The sequence below is a fragment of the Pseudomonas sp. PDM15 genome (genome assembly GCF_014851565.1).
In the GTDB taxonomy this organism is placed as follows: domain Bacteria; phylum Pseudomonadota; class Gammaproteobacteria; order Pseudomonadales; family Pseudomonadaceae; genus Aquipseudomonas.
Genome location: NZ_JACVAA010000001.1, coordinates 256,627 through 275,913 on the forward strand (window position 1 = coordinate 256,627; position 19,287 = coordinate 275,913).

The following is a 19,287-nucleotide window of genomic DNA, read 5'->3' on the forward strand; positions in this document are numbered from 1 at the left end:
TTTCGTATTCACCGACTCCTTGATTGAGGAGAACAGCCTATGAATCGTAAAACCCTGTTCGTGCTGGGCGTGCTGGCGCTCGCCCTGGTGGCCGGCTGGTACTTCACCAGCCAGGTGCAGAAACCCCGTGCGTCCGTGCAGGCCGAGGCCTGGTTGCCGGGCCTGCAGGCACCGCAGGTCGAGGCCATCGAGATCCAGCGCGTCGGCCAGCCGCTGGTGCGTCTGCAGCGTCGCGAGTCGGGCTGGGTGCTGCCGGACAAGGCCGATTACCCGGCCGATCAGGCGGCCACCGGCGCGCTGCTCAAGGCGCTGGCCGAGTCGCGCAAGGTCGAGCCGCGTACGGCCAATCCCGAGTTGTACGGGCGTCTCGGCCTGGCCGACAAGGGCGACCCCGAGCAGCAGGGCGTGCGTGTCACCCTGAAGTCCGCGGGTCAGCCGCCGCTGCCGTTGCTGATCGGCAAGCCCGGCCAGCAGTCCGGGCACCTGGTACGCCGCGCCGACGAGGCGCAGAGCTGGCTGGTCAGCCAGCGCATCGAGCTGCCGGCCACCGAGCTGGAATGGCTGGATCGCCGCATCACCGCAGTGCCGTTCAGTGCGGTGCGTGAACTGGATCTGCAGCATGCCTCCGGCGAGCGCCTGAGCCTGGTTCGCGACAAGCCCGAGGATGGCAGCCTGCAGCCGCGCGAACTGCCCAAGGGCAAGCGCCTGGCCTTCGACGGTGCCGCCAACGGCATGGGCCAGTTCTTCGCCGACCTGCGTTTCGCCGACGCCGCGCCGCTGGCGCAGCTGACCTTCGAAGGCAAGCCGACGCTGCAGTTCAGCCTCACCACCTTCGCCGGGAAGACCCTCAAGGGCCGCCTGTATGGCAAGGCCGATCAGCACTGGCTGTTGCTGGAAAAGGGTAGCGGCCTCGCGCCCGAGGAACTGTTCGGACGCAGCGACTGGGCCTATCGGCTGGAAGATTACCAGTACCAGAGCCTGGCCAGAAAGCTGACCGATCTGCTCGCAGCGGACTGATCGAAAAAGCGCTGCAGGCCAGGTTTCACGGGCCTTGCAGACGGCCGAAAAAATCCCTTGGCAAGACGAACGCTTGTTTTATACTCGCGAGGCGGTCGCATCAGGACGCCTTTCGGAATACCGCTCCACGCTCGTGTTGGCCGGGGTCGGAAAGAAGAAGAAGAACGTTTGCGCCGAACCGTCGAAGCCCATCAGGGCAACAACAAAATCGAGAATCGAGGGAAGTGGTAATGGCTGATCGTGAGGTCGGAACCGTCAAGTGGTTCAATGATTCCAAGGGGTATGGCTTCATTCAACGCGAAAGCGGTCCGGACGTATTCGTCCACTACCGCGCCATCCGTGGCGAGGGTCACCGTTCACTGGTTGAAGGCCAGCAGGTCGAGTTCTCCGTGATCCAGGGCCAGAAAGGCCTGCAAGCGGAAGACGTATCGAAGGTCTGACAGAAGACCCGCTGCACAACAAAAGGCCCGTCATCGACGGGCCTTTTGCTTTTCGGAGTTCATGTAGGAGCGAGCTCTGCTCGCGAAGTTCTTCGGCGCAGATTCGCGAGCAGAGCTCGCTCCTACAAAATTGGTGGGGGGCAGATCACTCGGTACGCCAGATAAATTCCTGCTCGCCCTCGGCGTTGACCTTGATCCAGCGGTCGGCGTCTTCCTCGCCCTGTTCCTCGCTCCAGCCGCCGGTGGAGCAGCGGATCTCCACGCCGAGTGCGGCGAAGGCGGCATGGGCGCAGGCGACGTCGTCGGCCCAGGGCGTGGCGTCGCTCTCCAGCATCAGGCTGTGCCACTTGCCCACGGCCTTGGGCAGGAACACCACCGGAATCGCGCCGGCCTGGCACTTGAAGGTCTGGCCACGCTGCTGCCACTCGCTGCAGGAGCCGAAGACCTCGCTCAGCCAGGCAGTGATGGCGTCCTGGCTGGCGTCCTTGAGGTAGATCTCGATATCGGGTTGGCGCATGGCGGGCTCTCTAGATTTTCTCGATCCAATCGTAGCGGATGGAGATGGTTACCTCGAAGGATTCGGCGATTACCGCGGCGCGGCGTTCGGCGCTGGCGCGCCAGCCGTGCGGGGTCATGGCCAGCAGGTCAGCGCGTGCATGGGCATCGGCCAGCGGTAGCGGGAAGCTGATGGTCTCGCTATGGGCCAGGCGCATGCCCGCAGGGATCAGCTCCAGGTGTTTCTGGTCATCGTAGTCGCGCACCTCGTCGTACAGCTTTTGCCGCAGCTGCATCAGGTGCACGCGGGTCGGGCCCATGCGCAGCAGGCCGCCGCCGGGCTTGAGCAAGCGCAGGGCTTCCTGCCAGTCCAGCGGGCTGAATACGCTGGCGAGCAGGTCGCAGCTTTCATCAGCTAGAGGTACGCGGGCCATGCTCGCTACTAGCCAGCTCAGCTGTGGGGCGCGCTTGCAGGCACGTTTCACCGCCTCGCGGGAGATGTCCAGAGCATAGCCGTCGGCATCCGGCAGCAACTCGGCGAGCTGCGCGGTGTAATAGCCCTCGCCGCAGCCGATATCCAGCCAGGTGCGTGGGCTGCGTTCGGCGGCCAGTTCGGCCAGGCGCTTGGCCAGCGGCGCGTAGTGACCGCCGTCGAGGAAGCGCCGGCGTGCCTCGACCATGGCCTGGTTGTCACCAGGGTCGCGGCTGTTCTTGTGCTGCACCGGTAGCAGGTTGTAGTAGCCCTGGCGGGCGCGGTCGAAGCGGTGGTTGGCCGGGCAGGCCAGGCCGTTGTCGACTGCGCTCAGTGGCGCCTGGCAGATCGGGCAGATCAGACTCATGCCAACAACTTCACCAAGGTCTGGTAGTAGACCTCGGTGAGCAGGTCCAGGTCGCTGGCCAGCACCCGCTCGTTGATCTGGTGGATGGTGGCGTTGACCGGGCCCAGCTCGACCACCTGCGTACCCAGGGTGGCGATGAAGCGCCCGTCCGAGGTGCCGCCGGAGGTGGACGGCGTGGTCTCACGACCGGTGACGGACTTGATGCTGGCCGCCACGGCGTCGAGCAGCTCGCCCGGCTGGGTGAGGAACGGCAGGCCGGACAGGGCCCAGTCGATGTGGTAGTCCAGGCCGTGCTTGTCGAGGACGGCGTTGACCCGCTGCTGCAGGCCTTCCACGGTCGACTCGGTGGAGAAGCGGAAGTTGAACACCGCCTTCAGCTCGCCCGGAATCACGTTGGTGGCGCCGGTGCCGGAGTTGAGGTTGGACACCTGGAAGCTGGTCGGCGGGAAGTAGGCGTTGCCGTCGTCCCAGTGCTCGGCGGCCAGTTCGGCCAGGGCGCCGGCGGCCAGGTGGATGGGGTTCTTGGCCAGGTGCGGGTAGGCCACGTGACCCTGCTTGCCGTACACGGTGAGGGTGGCGCCGAGGGAGCCACGGCGGCCGTTCTTCACCACGTCACCGAGCAGGGTGGTGCTGGAGGGTTCGCCGACGATGCACCAGTCCAGACGGTCGCCGCGCTCGCGCAGGCGCTCGACCACGGCCTTGGTGCCATGGTGGGCCGGGCCTTCCTCGTCGCTGGTGATAAGGAAGGCGATGGCGCCCTTGTGGTTCGGGTGGTCGGCGACGAAGCGCTCCACGGCGATGATCATCGACGCCAGGCTGCCCTTCATGTCCGCCGCGCCACGGCCGCAGAGCATGCCCTCGTCGTCCACGCGCACGTCGAACGGCTGGTACTGCCAGGCTTCCAGCGGGCCGGTGGGTACCACGTCGGTGTGGCCGGCGAAGCACAGTACCGGGCCGTCGCCGCCGCGCTTGGCCCAGAAGTTCTCCACTTCCTCGATGCGCATGCGCTCCACCGCGAAGCCGAGTGCAGCCAGGCGGCGCATCATCAGCTCCTGACAGCCCTCGTCGACCGGGGTCACGGAAGGGCGGCGGATCAGGTCGAAGGCGAGCTCCAGGGTGGGGGTGAGGGCGGTCATTGCGGCTCCGGAACAGCGGAAATCAGAAAGGCCGCCATCTTAAAGCAAAACGGCGGCGCAGGGTCCGAAGACGCTGGGCCGCCGTTTCGACGGGTGATGTGCGGTCAGGCCGCGCCAGCCGGCTCGCCGGCGTCCTTTTCCTGCGGCTTGGGCAGGGAGGACAGCATGGCCATCAGCAGTGCCGCCAGGTACGGCAGCGACTGCACCAACAGGGTGGCGACCCAGAACTTCACGTCGGCGTTGCCGATGTCCTGGGCGAAGCTGATGCCGATCGCCGCGCCCCACAGCAGGAGCATGACGAACACCTCTTCGCGGGCCTCGGCCAGGGCCACCATGATGCCGTGGTTGCTGGCCATCTTCGGTGTGCGGAAGAACGGGATTGTCTTGGTGAAGGTCCCGTACAGCACGGCCTTGGCGATGGTGTGCGACAGCGCCAGGCCGGCGATGGCCGCCTGGAACGAGCGCGCCAGGTCCACGCCCACCGCCTTGCGGTAGAGGAACATGATCTTGCCGAACTTGAAGAAGAACAGCGCCAGCGGCGGGATGGCGAAGATCATCAGCGGCGGGTCGACCCGGTTCGGCACAATGATCATCGCGGCCGACCAGAGCAGGGCACCGATGGTGAAGAAGATGTTCAGGCCATCCGCAATCCACGGCAGCCAGCCGGCGATGAAGTGGTAGCGCTGGCCGCGGGTCAGCTCCGAGCCTTCGCCGCGGAACAGGCTGCGCGCGTGGCCCTTCATGATCTGGATGGCGCCGTAGGCCCAGCGGAAGCGCTGCTTCTTGTAGTCGATGAAGGTGTCGGGCATCAGGCCCTTGCCGAAGCTTTCGTGGGCGTAGGCCGCCGAATAACCCTTCTCGAACACGCGCAGACCCAGCTCGGCGTCTTCGCAGATGGTCCAGTCGGCCCACTTCAGCTCGTCCATCACGCTGCGGCGGATCATGGTCATGGTGCCGTGCTGGATGATCGCGTCGCGGTCGTTGCGGGTCACCATGCCGATGTGGAAGAAGCCCTTGTACTCGGCGTAGCAGAGCTTCTTGAAGGTGCTCTCATCACCGTCGCGGTAGTCTTGCGGCGATTGCACCACGGCGATCTGCGGATCGCTGAAGTGCGGCACCATGTGCTTGAGCCAGTTCTTGTTGACGCAGTAGTCGGAGTCGATCACCGCCACCACCTCGGCATCCGGCGCGGTGTGCGGCAGGATGTAGTTCAGCGCGCCGCCCTTGAAGCCCTCGATGGGCGCCACGTGGAAGAAGCGGAAGCGCGGACCCAGTTGCTGGCAATAGGCCTCGACTGGCTCCCACACCTTCGGGTCCTTGGTGTTGTTGTCGATGATGATGACTTCATAGTCCGGATAATCCAGGGCCGCCAGGGCGTCCAGGGTCTGTTTCACCATCTCCGGCGGTTCGTTGTAGCAGGGCACGTGGATCGACACCTTGGGCCGGTACGCGGTGTCGGCCAGCACCGGCAGGAACGGCCGGCGGCGGGTGCGGGTCCACGCCGTTTCGGCCAGCTCGTGGGCCTCGGTGAGCAGGACGATGAACACGCCCAGCGCGCCGATGCCGAGCAGGCCGCCGACGGTCAGGCTGAACCAGGTGCTGTACTGCTGGCTGTAGTCGTAGGCGATCCACACCAGGGCGGAGCCGCCGACGAAGGCGACGAAGGTGAGGAAGGTGCGGCCACGCTGGCGCAGGGCGGAGCCGTCGATCAGCATCAGGGCCAGGGCCAGCAGGCCCATTACCACCGAGGCAACGGCCAGGATGCGCCATTGCGGAATGGCCACCACCGGGCCTTCGAAGGCGAACTTGGCCTGGCGGTCGAGGTTGTACACACCCCAGTAGGCACCTACCGAGCCTTCCTCGCTGGCCTTCCACGGCTGGTCGAAGGCCTCGATGACAAAGTAGTTGTAGCCCTTGGCGTTCAACGTGTTGACCAGGGTGCGCAGGTACACGGCCTGTTCGGCCTGGTCGGCTTCGGCGCCGCCACGGGTGCGGCCGTTGCTCGGCCAGCCCACTTCGGAGAGCAGCAGGGGCTTCTTCGGGAACAGGCGCTTCATGTCCTTGGCGCGCTCGAGGACGAACTCGGTGGAGTCCTCCATCGGCACGAACTCCCAGTACGGCAGCACGTGGGCGGCGATCAGGTCGACGTGTTTGGCCAGCTCGGGGTTTTCCTGCCAGATGTGCCACTGCTCGGAGGTACTCACCGGCACCTTGACCGCGGAGCGCACCCGGTCGATGTAGGCGATCAGGTCCTTGACCTCGATCTCCTGGCGGAACAGTGCCTCGTTGCCCACGGTGACCCGCACCACGCTGCGCGATTCGTTGGCCAGCTCGATGGCCTTGGCGATCTCGCGCTCGTTGCGCTCCAGGTCGTTGCCGATCCACACGCCGAGGGTCACGCGCAGGCCGAATTCCTCGGCCAGGCGCGGGATGTCCGCCAGCTTGCCGTCCACCGAGTAGGTGCGAATGCTGTCGGTCTGTTTGCTCAGCAGTTCCAGGTCGGAGCGGATCTGCGCGTCGCTCGGATAGACGCCGGTCTGCGGGCTCTGCCCGACACGGAACGGCGAGAAGGAGAAGCCGGAGATCTGCTCCGGCCAGTCCGGGGCACTGACCGGACGGTTGTAGAGTGCCCAGAGGCCGGTGAACAGGGCGGCGACCGCCACGATGACCACCAGATTGATACCGAGTTTGCGCGTTGGCATGGCTACTTAGAGGTTCCGCAGAAAGGAACAGGGAAAGGGCCGGCGGACGCCGGTCGGCGCGCATGCTACCCCGCAGCCACTGGCCTGTATAGCACCGCCGGACCTGCGACAGGCGCGCCTGTCCGGCTTGGGCAGGCGCAGCCGCTGTGGAGTTCCATCGCGCGTTGTCACAGGGCGCGCAGGAGGAGGCGTGCACAGGCCGGCAGGTCGATCGCTGGGGACTCGCCGCTGGCGTCGCGGCGCTGCAGCTGGGTCAGCACTTCGTCCACGGCCTCGGCATCCAGTCCGTGGGCGGACAGGCGAGTGGCCACGCCCATGCGCCGGAAGAAGCCCTCGGTGGCGGCGATGGCGGCGACGATGCGCTGCTCCGAGCTACCCTGCAGGCCCCACACCCGTTCGGCGTACTGCAACTGTTTGGCCAGGTGCGTCGGTTCGCGCTCGCTGAGCAGCGCCGGCAGCAGCAGGGCCATGCTCTGTGCATGGTCGAGGTGATAGAGCAGGCTGAGCTGGCGACCGAGCACGTCCAGCCCGTCGTCCTGCAGCGCGCCGCAGGCGAGCAGGCCGCTGCGCGCCTGGCTGGCGCACCACATCAGGTTGGCCCGGCTGGCATAGTCCAGCGGGTTGGCCAGGGCTTTGGGGCCTTCCTCCAGCAGGGTCAGCAGCAGGCCCTCGGCCTGACGGCTCTGCAGCGGCGTGTCGTGGGGCAGGCTGAGGTACTGCTGCAGGGTGTGGACGAAGGTGGCGACCACGCCGTTGCCGATCTGCCGTGGCGGCAGGCTGAAGGTGGCGCAAGGATCGAGCACGGCGAAGCGTGGGTACAGGCATGGGCTGGAGAAGGGCAGGCGCGCCTGCAGGCCGGCGTGGCAGAGCACGCCGTGCGGGTTGCTCTCCGAACCGGTGGCGGCCAGGGTCGGTACGCAGCCCAGGGGCAGGGCGCGGCGGATCGGCGTACCGCTGAGCAGGTCGAACGGCTCGCCGGGGTAGGCGAGGGCAGCGGCGATGAACTTGCTGCCGTCGATCACCGAGCCGCCGCCGACGGCGAGGATGAAGTCGCAGTGCTCGTGGCGGGCCTGCTCCACCGCGCGCAGCAGGGTGTCGTACTGCGGGTTGGCCTCGATCCCGGCGAAGCGGCTGACCCAGTGGCCGGCCAGGGCCTGCTCGACCTCCTGCCACACGCCGTTCTGCAGGATGCTGCCGCCGCCGTGGGTGACCAATACCCGGCTGTCGGCAGGAATATGCTGGGCCAGGCCGGCGATCTGCCCGGCGCCGAACAGGATGCGCGTCGGGTTGTAATAGTTGAAGTTGCGCATGGCGAGCTCTCCGCATGCATCCTTGCACTATAGACAAGGCCCCGCGGCGGCCGGCGCCGCCTTATAATGCCGGCCGGTTTGCGAGGTGGTGCGATGACGACAGATGAACAGCGCTTCGGCGGCATAGCTCGGTTGTACGGGCGCGAGGGGCTGGAACGCCTGGCAGCGGCGCATGTGGCGGTGGTCGGTGTCGGCGGCGTCGGCTCCTGGGCGGCCGAGGCTCTGGCCCGTTCGGGGGTCGGCGAGATCTCGCTGTTCGACCTGGACGACGTGTGCATCACCAACACCAATCGCCAGATCCACGCCATCGACGGCGCGGTGGGCAAGGCCAAGGTCGAGGAGATGGCCGCGCGCATCCGCGCCATCAACCCGGCCTGCAAGGTGCACGCGGTGGCCGACTTCGTCACCCGCGAAACCATGGCCGAGTACATCACCGAGCAGCTGGATGCGGTGATCGACTGCATCGACAGCGTGGCGGCCAAGGCTGCGCTGATCGCCTGGTGCAAACGACGCAAGATCCAGATCGTCACCACCGGTGGCGCCGGTGGGCAGGTCGACCCGACGCAGATTCAGGTCGCCGACCTCAACAAGACCTTCAATGATCCACTGGCGGCCAAGGTGCGCAGCACCCTTCGCCGCGACTACAACTTCTCCCGTACGCCGGGGCGCACCTACAGCGTGCCCTGTGTGTTCTCCACCGAGCAGCTGCGCTACCCCAAGCCGGACGGCACCGTGTGCCAGGCCAAGGGCTTCGTCGGCGAGGGCGTCAAGCTCGACTGCGCCGGTGGTTTCGGCGCGGTGATGATGGTCACCGCCAGCTTCGGCATGGCCGCGGCGGCGCGCATCATCGACAAGCTGGTGGCCGGTGCACGGCGCCCGGCCGAGCGTGCGGGCAAGCCCGACTAGCCTTTTTCCGCGCCGCATGGCGCCCTGAGAGTTCCCATGAACAACAATGACGTGCTGCGCAGCCTGCGCTACCTGCTGGATATCAGCGACGCCCAACTGGCCGGCATCTGCCAGTTGGCCGACTACAGCCTCGCCCCCGAGGCGGTGGCGCCGTTGCTGAAGAAGGACGACGAAGAGGGCTTCCAGCCCTGCACGGATGAGGTGCTGGGGCATTTCCTCGCCGGCCTGGTGCTGCACAAGCGCGGCCGTGACGAGAGTCGTCCGCCGCTGCCGGTGGATGAGCGCCTGACCAACAACATCGTCTTGAAGAAGCTGCGGGTGGCCTTCGAGCTGCGCGACGACGACATGCACGAGATCCTGCGTGCCGCCGATCTCCCGATGACCAAGGCCGAGCTCAGCGCGCTGTTCCGCAGCCCCGAGCACAAGAACTACCGCGCCTGTGGCGACCAGCTGCTGCGCAACTTCCTGCGGGGCCTGACCCAGCGCCTGCGCGGCTGACGGGTGGGGCCGCCCGTCCGTGCGGCTCGGCTAAGCTCTACTGGGTATGGGGTGGCCTGGCCATTCCTGCAGCGGGACGTGTGTCGTGAGGTGCCCAGTGTTCCAGTCGTCTGTCTGCCCCTGCTACAGGTTGTCACGCATATTGCTGCTGCGCTGGCTGCTGCTCGGCATGCTGCTGGCACTCGCCCCGTTGGCGCAGGCCGAGCGCGTGGTGCGTATCGGTACTGGCGACTGGGTCCCCTATGTCGACCAGCATCGCGCGGATGCCGGCGCCCTGGCTCGCTTGGTCAAGGCCGTGTTCGCCGCGGCCGGCCACCGGGTGGAATTCGTTTTCTATCCCTGGGATCGCAACGTGCTGATGCTGCAGCAGGGCGCGCTGGATGCGATCATGCCCTACAGCTGCAGCCCCATGCGCCTTGACTACGGGGTGTGCAGCGAACCGCTGGTGCGTGGCGAGGTGGTGCTGTTCCACCGCAAGGACTTGGTGTTCGACTGGGCCCGCGTCGAAGACCTCAAGAACTACCGCATAGGCACCACCCTCGGCTATTCCTACGGGCCGCAGTTCGACGCCGCCCTGCAGAAGGGCATGCTGCGCATCGAGCAGAACAGCAAGGAAGACACCGCCTTCCGCCTGCTTGAACTCAAGCGCATCGACCTGCACCCGCAGGACCGTGCCGTGGGCTATTCCATGCTGCGCCGCCTGTTCCCCGGCGAGCAGGGCATCACCCACCACCCGCGCTACCTCAACACAGAGCCGCTGCGCCTGCTGTTCCGCAAGAGCGACCCGGAGGCCGAGGAGTTGCTAAGCCGCTTCAACGAGGAGCTGGCGCGCTTCGCTCAGCGCGGCGAGCTCAAGCGTCTGCAGGAGGCGCTGTACTCCGGCGACGCCGACAACTGGAGGCCGCGCCTCTAGCGCGCCGCGCGGCTGGTTAGCAGCGGTAGCAGCAGCGGCAGCACGGCGAGGCCGGACAGCAGGTGCTTGATGCTGTGGCCGGACAGCCACTCGCCACTCAGGTGGAACAGGTCGCCGTCGTTCAGCTCGCACAGCTTGGCCAGGGCATACCAGGCCACGCACAGGCCCAGCCTGAGCGCGTGGGCATCGCGCCGAGGCCGGCAGCAGGCGAGCATGACCAGCAGGAGCATGCCGCCGGCCTGCAGCACTATCCAGGGCAGCAGGTTGTCGTCGGCGCGCCAGGCCAGGAGCGCCGCGCTGCCGCCGAGTGCCACGCCAAGCACGGTCATGCGAGCCGCGCTGAAACCCAGGCGATCGGCAGCGGCCAGGCCGAGAATGGCGGCGAACAGCACCAGCATGCCGAGTCGGTCATAGAGCAGGCCGGCGTCGGCAGGTGCCAGGTGATAGGCGCTGGAGCCGAGGAAGGTCAGCAGCAGCCCCAGGCACAGCAGAAGATAAAGGCCCTTCCAGCGCACGTCGGCGACATGCCGTAGGCGACTCATGCCGAACAGGCCGAGCAGCAGGAACGGCAGATTGCTGAGCACGTCGAGGGCGTGGGGGATGCCGAGCAGGGCGCGCTGGTCGGCGAAGGCGTGGTACAGGGCTGGCTGCTGCACCGCCGGGCCGAAGGCGGCGATGAGGGCCAGGCAGAGGCCGAACAGGCCGAGGATGGCAGTGCTGCCGCTACTGCGTTGTGGTGCCGAGATGCTGTGCATGGCCTGCTCCTTCAGGTCGTTGCTGTGGGCGGCAGTCTGGTTTTCTTCGCAGTGAAAGTCTCTTCCTGGTGTGCTCAGTAGCGTATAACTGCCTATATGGTTCATTAGGACGATACTTATGGGCGCAACAACGGATCTGGTCGATATCATCAAGCGCGAGCTGAAGGCGCAGCAGCTCACCTACGCCGACCTGGCTCGCGAGCTGGGCATGTCCGAATCCAACGTCAAACGCATGCTGGCCAAGGCGGATATGCCGCTGTCGCGGGTGGATGCGATCTGTCGGGTATTGCAGCTGGAGTTCGCCGACCTGGCCCGCCAGGTGGCGGACGCCCAGCCGCTGCTGGCTACCCTGAGCCTGGAGCAGGAGCAGGCCGTGGTGGGCGACGAGAAGCTGCTGCTGGTGGCCATCTGCGTGCTCAGCCAGTGGACCTTCGAGCAGATGGTGACGGCTTATCGCCTGAGCGATGCCGAGGCGGTGCGCGCGCTGATCCGCCTGGACCGGCTCGGGGTGATCGAGCTGAAGCCGCTCAACCGTTATCGCCTGAAACTGGCCAAGACCTTCCGCTGGCAGCCGGATGGCCCGGTGATGCGCTACTTCCGTAAGCAGGCGCTGCAGGACTACTACGCCGGTGACTTCGCCGGCAGCGATGAGGGCCTGCTGCTGGTGCATGGACGCATCAGCCGGGCGCTGGCGCCATCCTTCGTCGAGCGCCTGCAGCGGGTGGCCCAGGAGTTCGCCCAGCAGCACCTGGCCGACCAGAAGCTGGCCGAGAGCGAGCGTGAGGGATACACCCTGGTGCTGGCGATGCGCCGTTGGGAGTTCGCCCTGTTCGAGGCGATGCGCCGCTGATCAGCTCGCCGCCAACTCGCGCATGCGCTGCAGCACGGCGTTCAGGCCGTTGCTGCGCGAGGGGGAAAGCTGGCGGGCCAGGCCCAGCTGGTTGAACCACTCGGACAGATCCAGTTGCTGTAGCTGAGCACTGTCCAGGCCCTCGACCCGGGCCAGCAGCACGGCGAGCAGGCCGCGGATCAGGCGGGCGTCGCTGGCGGCGCGGAACTGCCAGGCGTCGCCGTTGCGCGCGCCGACCAGCCAGACCTGGCTCTCGCAGCCGCTGACCCGGTTGACTTCGCTGTGCTCGGCTTCGCTCAGTGGCTGCAGGCGCTCGCCCCATTGCATCAGCAAACGAGCGCGCTGCTCCCAGCCGGGACAGGCGGTGAAGGCGTCCAGCGCCTCCCGGGCAGCGGCCGGCAGGCTCATCGCAGCAGCTCCAGGGCCTTGTCCAGAGCGGCGAAGAAGCGCTCCAGGTCGGCTCCATCGTTGTACAACCCGAGGGAGACGCGGATGGCGCCGGGCAGGCCCAGCTGTTTGAGCAGCGGCATGGCGCAGTGGTGGCCGGTGCGCACGGCGATGCCCTGGTCGGTCAGCAGGTGGGCCAGGTCGGCGCTGTGCACGCCGTTCACGGTGAAGCAGGCCAGGGCCAGCTGCGGCTCGCCGAGCAGGCGCACGCCGTCGCGCACGGCCAGGCCGGCGAGCAGCTTGGCGTGCAGCGCGGCCTCGTGGCCGGCCACGGCGGCGGCGTCCAGGCTGCTGAGGTAGTCCAGTGTCGCACCCAGGGCGATGACGCCGGAGATCGGCGGCGTGCCGGCCTCGAAGCCTAGCGGGGCAGGGCGGAAGCGGGATTCCTGGTAGTCGGCCTGCAGCACCATCTCGCCGCCGAACTGCCAATGGCGCAGCTGCTCAAGGGCTTCACGCCGCCCATGCAGCAGGCCAACGCCATCCGGGCCGTACAGCTTGTGACTGGAGCAGACGTAGAAGTCGCAGCCCAGTGCCTGGATATCGTGCCGGCCGTGAACCGCGCCTTGGGCGCCGTCGACCACGGTCAGCGCGCCTTGGGCACGAGCCAGGGTGATCAGCTCAAGCACCGGCTGCCAGCGGCCGAGCACGTTGGACAGCTGCGACACCGCCAGCAGGCGGGTGCGGGGGCCGATCAGCGTGGCTGCCTGCTGCAGGTCGACGCTGCCACTGGCGTTCAGCGGCAGGACCACCAGCTCCAGGCCGCGGCGCAGTGCCAGCTGCTGCCATGGCAGCAGGTTGGCGTGGTGTTCGAGGGCGCTGACGACTATCTGCTCGCCCGGCTGGAACAGATGCTCCAGGCCGAAGGCCAGCAGGTTCAGCGATTCGGTGGTGCCACGGGTGAAGACGATCTCCTCACGGCTGGCGGCGTTCAGCCAGGCCACGGCCTTGTCTCGGGTCGCCTCGAAGGCGCGGGTGGCACGCTCGCCGGGCAGGTGCTGGGCGCGGTGCACGTTGGCCGCGCCGCTGCTCAGGTAGCCGAACAGGCTGTCCAGCATGGCCTGGGGCTTCTGCGCGGTGGCGGCGCTGTCCAGGTAGGTCTGGCCTTCGGAGTCGAGGGCCAGGATGCCGGGGAAGTCGGCGCGCCAGGGAGAGGTGAGGGACATGGGCTGCGGCACTGCTGGGAGATGTGCTGAGTATAAATAGACAGGCCGGGCATTAGCCCGGCCTGTTCACCATCACACGGCCGAAAATCGGTCTGAAGCTGCTGCGCTAGGCCATGCGGCTTTGAAATCACGCTCAGGCTGCTCATTTACACTCAGTAAACTGCGCGCCCTCGCCTGATTTCGCCTTGCCTTGCCTGGCCGTCGCTCGCGACGCTTCAGCTCCGATTTTCAGTTATGCGCGTGCAGAGCTTCGTTGAGCTCGATGGCGGTCTTGTTGGTCTTGCACTCCACAGCGCCGGTCTGCGAGTTGCGGCGGAACAGCAGGTCCGGCTGGCCGGCCAGGTCGCGGGCCTTGAGTACCTTGACCAGGTTGTTCTGCTCATCGAGCAGGGCCACCTTGGTGCCGGCGGTGATGTACAGGCCGGATTCCACGGTATTGCGGTCGCCCAGTGGGATGCCGATGCCGGCATTGGCGCCGATCAGGCAGCCTTCGCCGACGCTGATGACGATGTTGCCGCCGCCGGACAGGGTGCCCATGGTCGAGCAGCCGCCGCCCAGATCCGAACCCTTGCCGACGAATACACCGGCGGAAACGCGGCCTTCGATCATGCCCGGACCGGCGGTGCCGGCGTTGAAATTGACGAAGCCTTCGTGCATCACGGTGGTGCCTTCACCGATGTAGGCACCCAGGCGCACGCGGGCGCTGTCGGCGATACGCGCGCCGGCCGGCACCACGTAGTCGGTCATTTTGGGGAACTTGTCCACCGAGAACACTTCCAGCAGCTCGCCCTTCAGGCGGGCCTCCAGCTGGCGCTCGGCCACTTCAGCGAGATCGACGGCGCCCTGGCTGGTCCAGGCCACGTTCGGCAGCAGCGGGAAGATGCCGGTCAGGTTCAGGCCGTGGGGCTTGGCCAGACGATGCGACAGCAGGTGCAGCTTGAGGTAGGCCTCGGGAGTGGAGGTCAGCGCGGCGTCTTCGGCCAGCAGGGTGACCACCAGCGGGCGCTGGCTCTCGGCCAGGCGGGTGAGCAGGGCGGCCTGGGTGGCGTCGATGGCCTTCAGGGCGTTGGCCAGCTCGCCGGCCTGGTTGGTGGTGATGGCGATGGCCTGGTTGCCACCGGCATAGCCCAGCTTCTCGGCGACGGCAGAGACCAGCTCGGCGGCCGGATTGACCAGCGGCAGGGCGTAGAAGACTTCCAGCCAGGTGCCCTGGCGGTTCTGGGTGCCGACGCCGAAGGCCAGGCTGAACAGGGATTGCGACATGGTGTGTTCCTCGTAACTCGAAATAGGGTTGAAATCAGGCGGCGCGCCCGTTCACTTGAATGCTGCGGCGTAGAGATCCGGCTTGAAGCCGACCAGGGTCTTGCCGTCCAGGTCCAGTACCGGACGCTTGATCATCGACGGCTGAGCCAGCATCAGTTCGATGGCCTTGTCCTGGTTCAGGTCGGCTTTCTGCGCGTCGTCCAGCTTGCGGAAGGTGGTGCCGGCACGGTTCAGCACGGTTTCCCAGCCATGTTCGGCGCACCATTTCTGCAGGTTGGCGCGGTCGATGGCGGCAGTCTTGTAGTCGTGGAAGGCATAGCTCACGCCCTGCTCGTCGAGCCAGGTGCGGGCCTTCTTCATGGTGTCGCACGCTTTTATGCCGTAGAGGGTGTAGGACATCGGGGTTCCTCGCGGGGGCGGTCGGCCCACTGCGCTTGCATTGCGTAAAACAGGGGTGGCGATTATGCCATGTCGGACGAGCGACAGCCCGGCATGCTGCCGGAAGATCGTTTCACGATCCTTTCACTCGTGGCCGGGCAGGGTGAGCGTGACGCTCCTACTGCCCGGCCCTCGTGCCGGGCTTCTTTTTCGGCCATCAGCCCTGCACGAAGCGGCGGATGCGTTCGGCTGCTTCGATGCATTCGGCCAGCGGCGCGACCAGGGCCAAGCGTACGCGGCCGGCGCCCGGATTCTCGCCATTCACTTCACGCGATAGGTACGAGCCGGGCACCACGGTGACGTGCTCCTGGGCGAACAGCTCGCGGGTGAAGGCGGTGTCGTCGCCCGGCGTCTTGGCCCACAGGTAGAAGCTGCCGTCCGGGCGCTGTACGTCCAGCACCGGCTGCAGGATCTCCAGCACGGCGTCGTACTTGGCGCGGTACTGGTCGCGGTTGGCGCGCACGTGGGCCTCGTCCTGCCAGGCGGCGACGCTGGCCAGCTGGGTCTGAATCGGCATGGCGCAGCCGTGGTAGGTGCGATACAGCAGGAAGGCCTTGAGGATGTCTGCGTCGCCGGCGACGAAGCCGGAGCGCAGGCCCGGCAGGTTGGAGCGCTTGGACAGGCTGTGGAACACCACGCAGCGCCTGAAGTCGCTGCGGCCCAGCTCGGCGCAGGCGGTCAGCAGGCCGGGCGGTGGATTCTCTTCATCGAAGTACAGTTCGCTGTAGCACTCGTCGGCGGCGATCACGAAGTCGTGCTGGTCGGCCAGGGCGATCAGTTTCTTCAGCTGCTCCATCGGTACCAGCGCACCGGTGGGGTTGCCCGGCGAGCAGAGGAAGAGGATCTGGCAGCGCTGCCAGATGTCGGTCGGCACGGCGTCGAAGTCCGGGTTGAAGCCGTTGTCTTCCAGGCACGGCAGGTAATGCGGCTCGGCGCCGGCCAGCAGGGCCGCGCCTTCGTAGATCTGGTAGAAAGGGTTTGGGCTTACCACGAGCCCCTTGGCCTCGCGGCTGACCACCGTCTGGGTGAAGGCGAACAGTGCCTCGCGGGTACCGTTGACCGGCAGCACATGGCGGGCGGCATCCAGCCAGCCGGCCGGCACGCCGAAGCGGCGCTCGCACCAGGCGGAGATGGCTTCTCGCAGTGCCGGAATGCCGAGTGTGGTGGGATAGACGGCCAACTGGTCGAGATTGTCCGCCAGGGCCTTGGCCACGAAGTCCGGCGACTTGTGCTTGGGCTCGCCGATGGACAGGGCGATCGGGCGCTTGTCCGCCGGCGGGGTGGCGCCGGCGAGCAGGGCGCGCAGCTTCTCGAAGGGGTAGGGCTGCAGCTGGGTCAGGGCGTGGTTCATAGCGTCTCTTTCTTACGGGGGCGGGCAGCCGGCTGGTGCCGGGCCCGGTTCAGATGCTGATCGAGCCGAGGTTGACGGTCTCGCCATTGGCCTGCGACAGCTGCTGGACGATGGCGTCCTGCAGGCGGGCGCACAGCTCCGGGTCGGACAACGGCTGGTTGCACGCGTCGGTGATGAAGAACACGTCCTCCACGCGCTCGCCGAGGGTGGCGATCTTGGCGTTCTGCAGCGACAGGTCGAAGTCGAGGAAGATCTTGCCGAGTCGCGCCAGCAGGCCGGGGCGGTCGGGCGCGGTGATCTCCAGCACGGTGACCGGGCGCTGGGCGTCGTTGTGGATGGTCACCTGCGGCGCGAAGGCGAAGTGCTTAAGCTGGCGCGGTACCCTGCGCTGGATGATGTTCGGGTAGTCGTCCGGGTTCTTCAGCGCTTCCACCAGGCCGTCGCGGATCTCCTTGATGCGCGCCGGATTGTCGCCGATGCGGCCGCCGTCGGCGTCCAGGACGATATAGGTGTCGAGGGTGAACTGGCTGGTGGAGGTGATGACCCGGGCATCATGGATGTTCAGGTTGAGCTGGTCCATGGCGGCCACGGTCACGGCGAAGAAGTCGTGCTGGTCCGGGGCATAGATGAATATCTGGGTGGCACCCTCGAACTCGCGCTGGGCGGTTTCCTTGATCAGCACCAGAGGGTCGTTGCCGGCCGGGTGCTGGAGGATCGCCTCGGTGTGCCAGGCCACGTCGGCCGCGGCATGACGCAGGAAGTAGTCGTCGCCGAGCTGGCTCCACAGCTGTTCGGCGTCATCCTGGTCAATGCCGCCGCGCACCAGGATGTCGATGGCCGAGCTCTGGGTCTGGCGGATCTGCTCTTCGCGATCCAGCGGGTTCTCCAGGCCGCGGCGCAGGGCACGCTTGGTCTCGGTGTACAGCTGGCGCAGCAGGCTGGCGCGCCAGGAGTTCCACAGGCTGGGGTTGGTGGCGTTGATGTCGGCCACGGTCAGCACGTAGAGGTAGTCCAGGCGGGTCTGGTCGCCGACCAGCTGGGCGAAGTCGAAGATCACCTGCGGGTCGGACAGGTCCTTGCGCTGGGCGGTGGTCGACATCACCAGGTGGTTCTGCACCAGCCAGACGATCAGCCGGCTATCCCACAGCGGCAACTGGTGGCGCGCGCAGAAGGCCTCGGCATCCACCGCGCCGAGTTCGGAGTGGTCGCCACCGCGGCCCTTGCCGATGTCGTGATAGAGGCCGGCCAGGTAGATCAGCTCAGGCTTGGGCAGCTTGTCGATGACCTTGCTGGCCAGCGGAAATTTCTCCGCCAGTTCCGGCCACTTCAGCTTGCGCAGGTGCTTGATCAGGTTGAGGGTGTGCGCGTCCACGGTATAGATGTGGAACAGGTCGTGCTGCATCTGCCCGACTATGTGGCCGAACTCCGGCAGGTAGCGGCCGAGGATGCCGTAGCGGTTCATCCGTCGCAGGTTGCGGTGGATGCCCTGGGGCGATTTGAACAGCTCGATGAATAGGCTGGTGTTGCGGATGTCGCGGCGGAATTCGTCGTCGATCAGGCTGCGGCTGTCGCGCAGCAGGCGGATGGTGTCGGCGCGCACGCCCTTGATCTCGGGGTGCTGGGCCATCAGCACGAAGACTTCGAGGATGGCGAACGGAGTGCGCCTGAACACGCCGGGGCTGGTTACCTCGATATAGCCATCGCGCACCTGGAAGCGGCTGTTCAGCGGCTGCGCCTGGCCGCGTTCGCCTTCGCGCAGCAGTACGTCCTCGAAGTGCTGGTTGATCAGCTCGCTAAGCTCGGCGACGCCCATCACCACTCGGTAGTACTTCTGCATGAAGCGCTCGACGGCCAGCTTGCCGTCGCCATCCTCGAAGCCGAGCAGGCCGGCGATCTTGCGCTGGTGGTCGAACAGCAGGCGGTCCTCGGCGCGACCGGCCAGCATGTGCAGGGCGTAGCGCACCTTCCACAGGAATTCCTGGGCCGAGGCCAGCATGCTGTACTCGCTGTCGACCAGGAAGCCCTCTTGCACCAGGGAGTGCAGGTTGAGGCTGCCGAACTGGCGGCGGGCGACCCAGAGGATGGTCTGGATATCGCGCAGGCCGCCGGGCGAGCCCTTCACATTGGGTTCGAGGTTGTATTCGGTGTCGTTGTACTTGGCGTGGCGCGCCTTGGCTTCCTTGCGCTTGGCCAGGAAGAAGTGCTTGCTCGGCCACATCTGCTCGGTGCTGGTGACCTGCTGCATGCGCTGGCGCAGGCGTTCGGGGCCGGCGATGGTGCGGCTTTCCATCAGGTTGGTGACCACCGTCAGGTCGGCGCGGGCCTCCTCGGCACACTCGTCGACGCTGCGCACGCTCTGGCCGACTTCCAGGCCGATGTCCCAGAGTAGGGTGAGGAAGCCTTCGATCGGGGTGCGGAAGACCTCGTGGTCGGCGCTGTCGAGCAGAATGAGTAGGTCGATGTCGGAGTTGGGGTGCAGCTCGCCGCGGCCGTAGCCGCCGACGGCCAGCAGGGCGATGTCGGCGTCCTCGCTCCAGGCGAAGCGCTTCCAGGCTTCCTGAAGGATCTGGTCGACGAACCAGGCGCGGTCCTCGACCAGGCGACGAATGTCGCGGCCCTCGCGGAAGCGCCCGTCGAGCACCTCGCGCGCCTGCTTGATGGCCTTCTTGAAGGCCGCGATGGGACTGGACTTGAGCGCCAATTCCGCCTGGAACTGGCCGCGATCAAACAACTCCGGGTCCATCTGCGGCATGCGTGCCTACCT

General features: G+C 66.7%; 18 protein-coding genes. 6 read left to right on the forward strand and 12 right to left on the reverse strand.

The genetic code is table 11. From position 1 onward, the window contains the following. Positions 1-39: 39 nt before the first annotated feature. Together IB232_RS01220 and IB232_RS01225 are read left to right on the forward strand one after the other, a co-directional pair. Positions 40-1,017 carry a DUF4340 domain-containing protein gene (locus IB232_RS01220; protein WP_192396749.1) on the forward strand — a complete coding sequence of 326 codons (978 nt, stop codon included), beginning with the start codon at positions 40-42 and terminating at the stop codon, positions 1,015-1,017. A gap of 230 nt (positions 1,018-1,247) precedes the next feature. Beyond that, on the forward strand, positions 1,248-1,457 hold the full coding sequence (locus IB232_RS01225; protein WP_137974306.1) for a cold-shock protein: 210 nt from the start codon (positions 1,248-1,250) through the stop codon (positions 1,455-1,457). A gap of 145 nt (positions 1,458-1,602) precedes the next feature. On the opposite strand, the gene IB232_RS01230 is transcribed toward IB232_RS01225, so the two are convergent. The 5 genes from IB232_RS01230 to IB232_RS01250 all read right to left on the reverse strand — a co-directional run bounded on the left by IB232_RS01230 (position 1,603) and on the right by IB232_RS01250 (position 7,939). Then, positions 1,603-1,974 carry a hypothetical protein gene (locus tag IB232_RS01230; RefSeq protein ID WP_137974307.1) on the reverse strand — a complete coding sequence of 124 codons (372 nt, stop codon included), beginning with the start codon at positions 1,972-1,974 and terminating at the stop codon, positions 1,603-1,605. Between the two features lie 10 nt (positions 1,975-1,984). Next, on the reverse strand, positions 1,985-2,791 hold the full coding sequence (locus IB232_RS01235; RefSeq protein ID WP_192396750.1) for a putative RNA methyltransferase: 807 nt from the start codon (positions 2,789-2,791) through the stop codon (positions 1,985-1,987). Further along, positions 2,788-3,927, reverse strand: coding sequence for a succinyl-diaminopimelate desuccinylase (gene dapE / locus IB232_RS01240; RefSeq protein ID WP_192396751.1), 1,140 nt, complete (start codon positions 3,925-3,927; stop codon positions 2,788-2,790). The genes IB232_RS01235 and dapE overlap by 4 nt, the downstream gene beginning before the upstream one ends. Before the next feature lie 104 nt (positions 3,928-4,031). Next, on the reverse strand, positions 4,032-6,629 hold the full coding sequence (locus tag IB232_RS01245; RefSeq protein WP_192396752.1) for a glycosyltransferase: 2,598 nt from the start codon (positions 6,627-6,629) through the stop codon (positions 4,032-4,034). Positions 6,630-6,796: 167 nt separating this feature from the next. Continuing rightward, the gene (locus tag IB232_RS01250; RefSeq protein WP_192396753.1) at positions 6,797-7,939 is read right to left on the reverse strand and encodes an iron-containing alcohol dehydrogenase; all 1,143 of its coding nucleotides are present in this window, start codon (positions 7,937-7,939) and stop codon (positions 6,797-6,799) included. A 93-nt stretch (positions 7,940-8,032) separates the two neighbouring features. Here IB232_RS01250 and tcdA point away from each other — a divergent pair, with 93 nt between their 5' ends. The 3 genes from tcdA (at position 8,033) to IB232_RS01265 (ending at position 10,256) form a co-directional block, all read left to right on the forward strand. Continuing rightward, positions 8,033-8,845: a tRNA cyclic N6-threonylcarbamoyladenosine(37) synthase TcdA gene (tcdA, locus tag IB232_RS01255; RefSeq protein WP_192396754.1), complete on the forward strand. Its 813-nt coding sequence runs from the start codon at positions 8,033-8,035 to the stop codon at positions 8,843-8,845. Positions 8,846-8,881: 36 nt separating this feature from the next. Further along, a complete protein-coding gene (locus IB232_RS01260; RefSeq protein ID WP_192396755.1) occupies positions 8,882-9,343 on the forward strand; it encodes a DUF1456 family protein in 462 nt (153 codons plus the stop codon). 142 nt (positions 9,344-9,485) lie between these two features. Further along, positions 9,486-10,256: a substrate-binding periplasmic protein gene (locus tag IB232_RS01265; protein ID WP_225592075.1), complete on the forward strand. Its 771-nt coding sequence runs from the start codon at positions 9,486-9,488 to the stop codon at positions 10,254-10,256. Here IB232_RS01265 and IB232_RS01270 read toward each other — a convergent pair. Then, complete coding sequence (locus IB232_RS01270; RefSeq protein WP_192396756.1) at positions 10,253-11,011, reverse strand: hypothetical protein; 759 nt, start codon at positions 11,009-11,011, stop codon at positions 10,253-10,255. The two genes, IB232_RS01265 and IB232_RS01270, sit on opposite strands and share 4 nt — an antisense overlap. A gap of 118 nt (positions 11,012-11,129) precedes the next feature. On the opposite strand from IB232_RS01270, the gene IB232_RS01275 reads away from it, so the two are divergent. After that, complete coding sequence (locus IB232_RS01275; protein WP_192396757.1) at positions 11,130-11,861, forward strand: helix-turn-helix domain-containing protein; 732 nt, start codon at positions 11,130-11,132, stop codon at positions 11,859-11,861. On the opposite strand, the gene IB232_RS01280 is transcribed toward IB232_RS01275, so the two are convergent. From IB232_RS01280 to IB232_RS01305, 6 genes are all read right to left on the reverse strand, one after another. Beyond that, the gene (locus IB232_RS01280) at positions 11,862-12,269 is read right to left on the reverse strand and encodes a SufE family protein (protein WP_192396758.1); all 408 of its coding nucleotides are present in this window, start codon (positions 12,267-12,269) and stop codon (positions 11,862-11,864) included. It abuts the gene before it with no gap. Then, a complete protein-coding gene (locus IB232_RS01285) occupies positions 12,266-13,471 on the reverse strand; it encodes an aminotransferase class V-fold PLP-dependent enzyme (protein WP_192396759.1) in 1,206 nt (401 codons plus the stop codon). The genes IB232_RS01280 and IB232_RS01285 overlap by 4 nt, the downstream gene beginning before the upstream one ends. A 228-nt stretch (positions 13,472-13,699) precedes the next feature. Further along, positions 13,700-14,734, reverse strand: a complete 1,035-nt coding sequence (dapD, locus tag IB232_RS01290; protein WP_192396760.1) for a 2,3,4,5-tetrahydropyridine-2,6-dicarboxylate N-succinyltransferase — start codon at positions 14,732-14,734, stop codon at positions 13,700-13,702. Between the two features lie 51 nt (positions 14,735-14,785). Further along, positions 14,786-15,133, reverse strand: a complete 348-nt coding sequence (locus tag IB232_RS01295; protein ID WP_192396761.1) for an ArsC family reductase — start codon at positions 15,131-15,133, stop codon at positions 14,786-14,788. A gap of 196 nt (positions 15,134-15,329) precedes the next feature. Further along, complete coding sequence (dapC, locus tag IB232_RS01300; protein ID WP_192396762.1) at positions 15,330-16,523, reverse strand: succinyldiaminopimelate transaminase; 1,194 nt, start codon at positions 16,521-16,523, stop codon at positions 15,330-15,332. A 49-nt stretch (positions 16,524-16,572) separates the two neighbouring features. Beyond that, positions 16,573-19,275 (reverse strand): [protein-PII] uridylyltransferase, encoded by a 2,703-nt coding sequence (locus tag IB232_RS01305; RefSeq protein WP_192396763.1) that lies wholly within the window; start codon positions 19,273-19,275, stop codon positions 16,573-16,575. Positions 19,276-19,287: the final 12 nt, after the last annotated feature.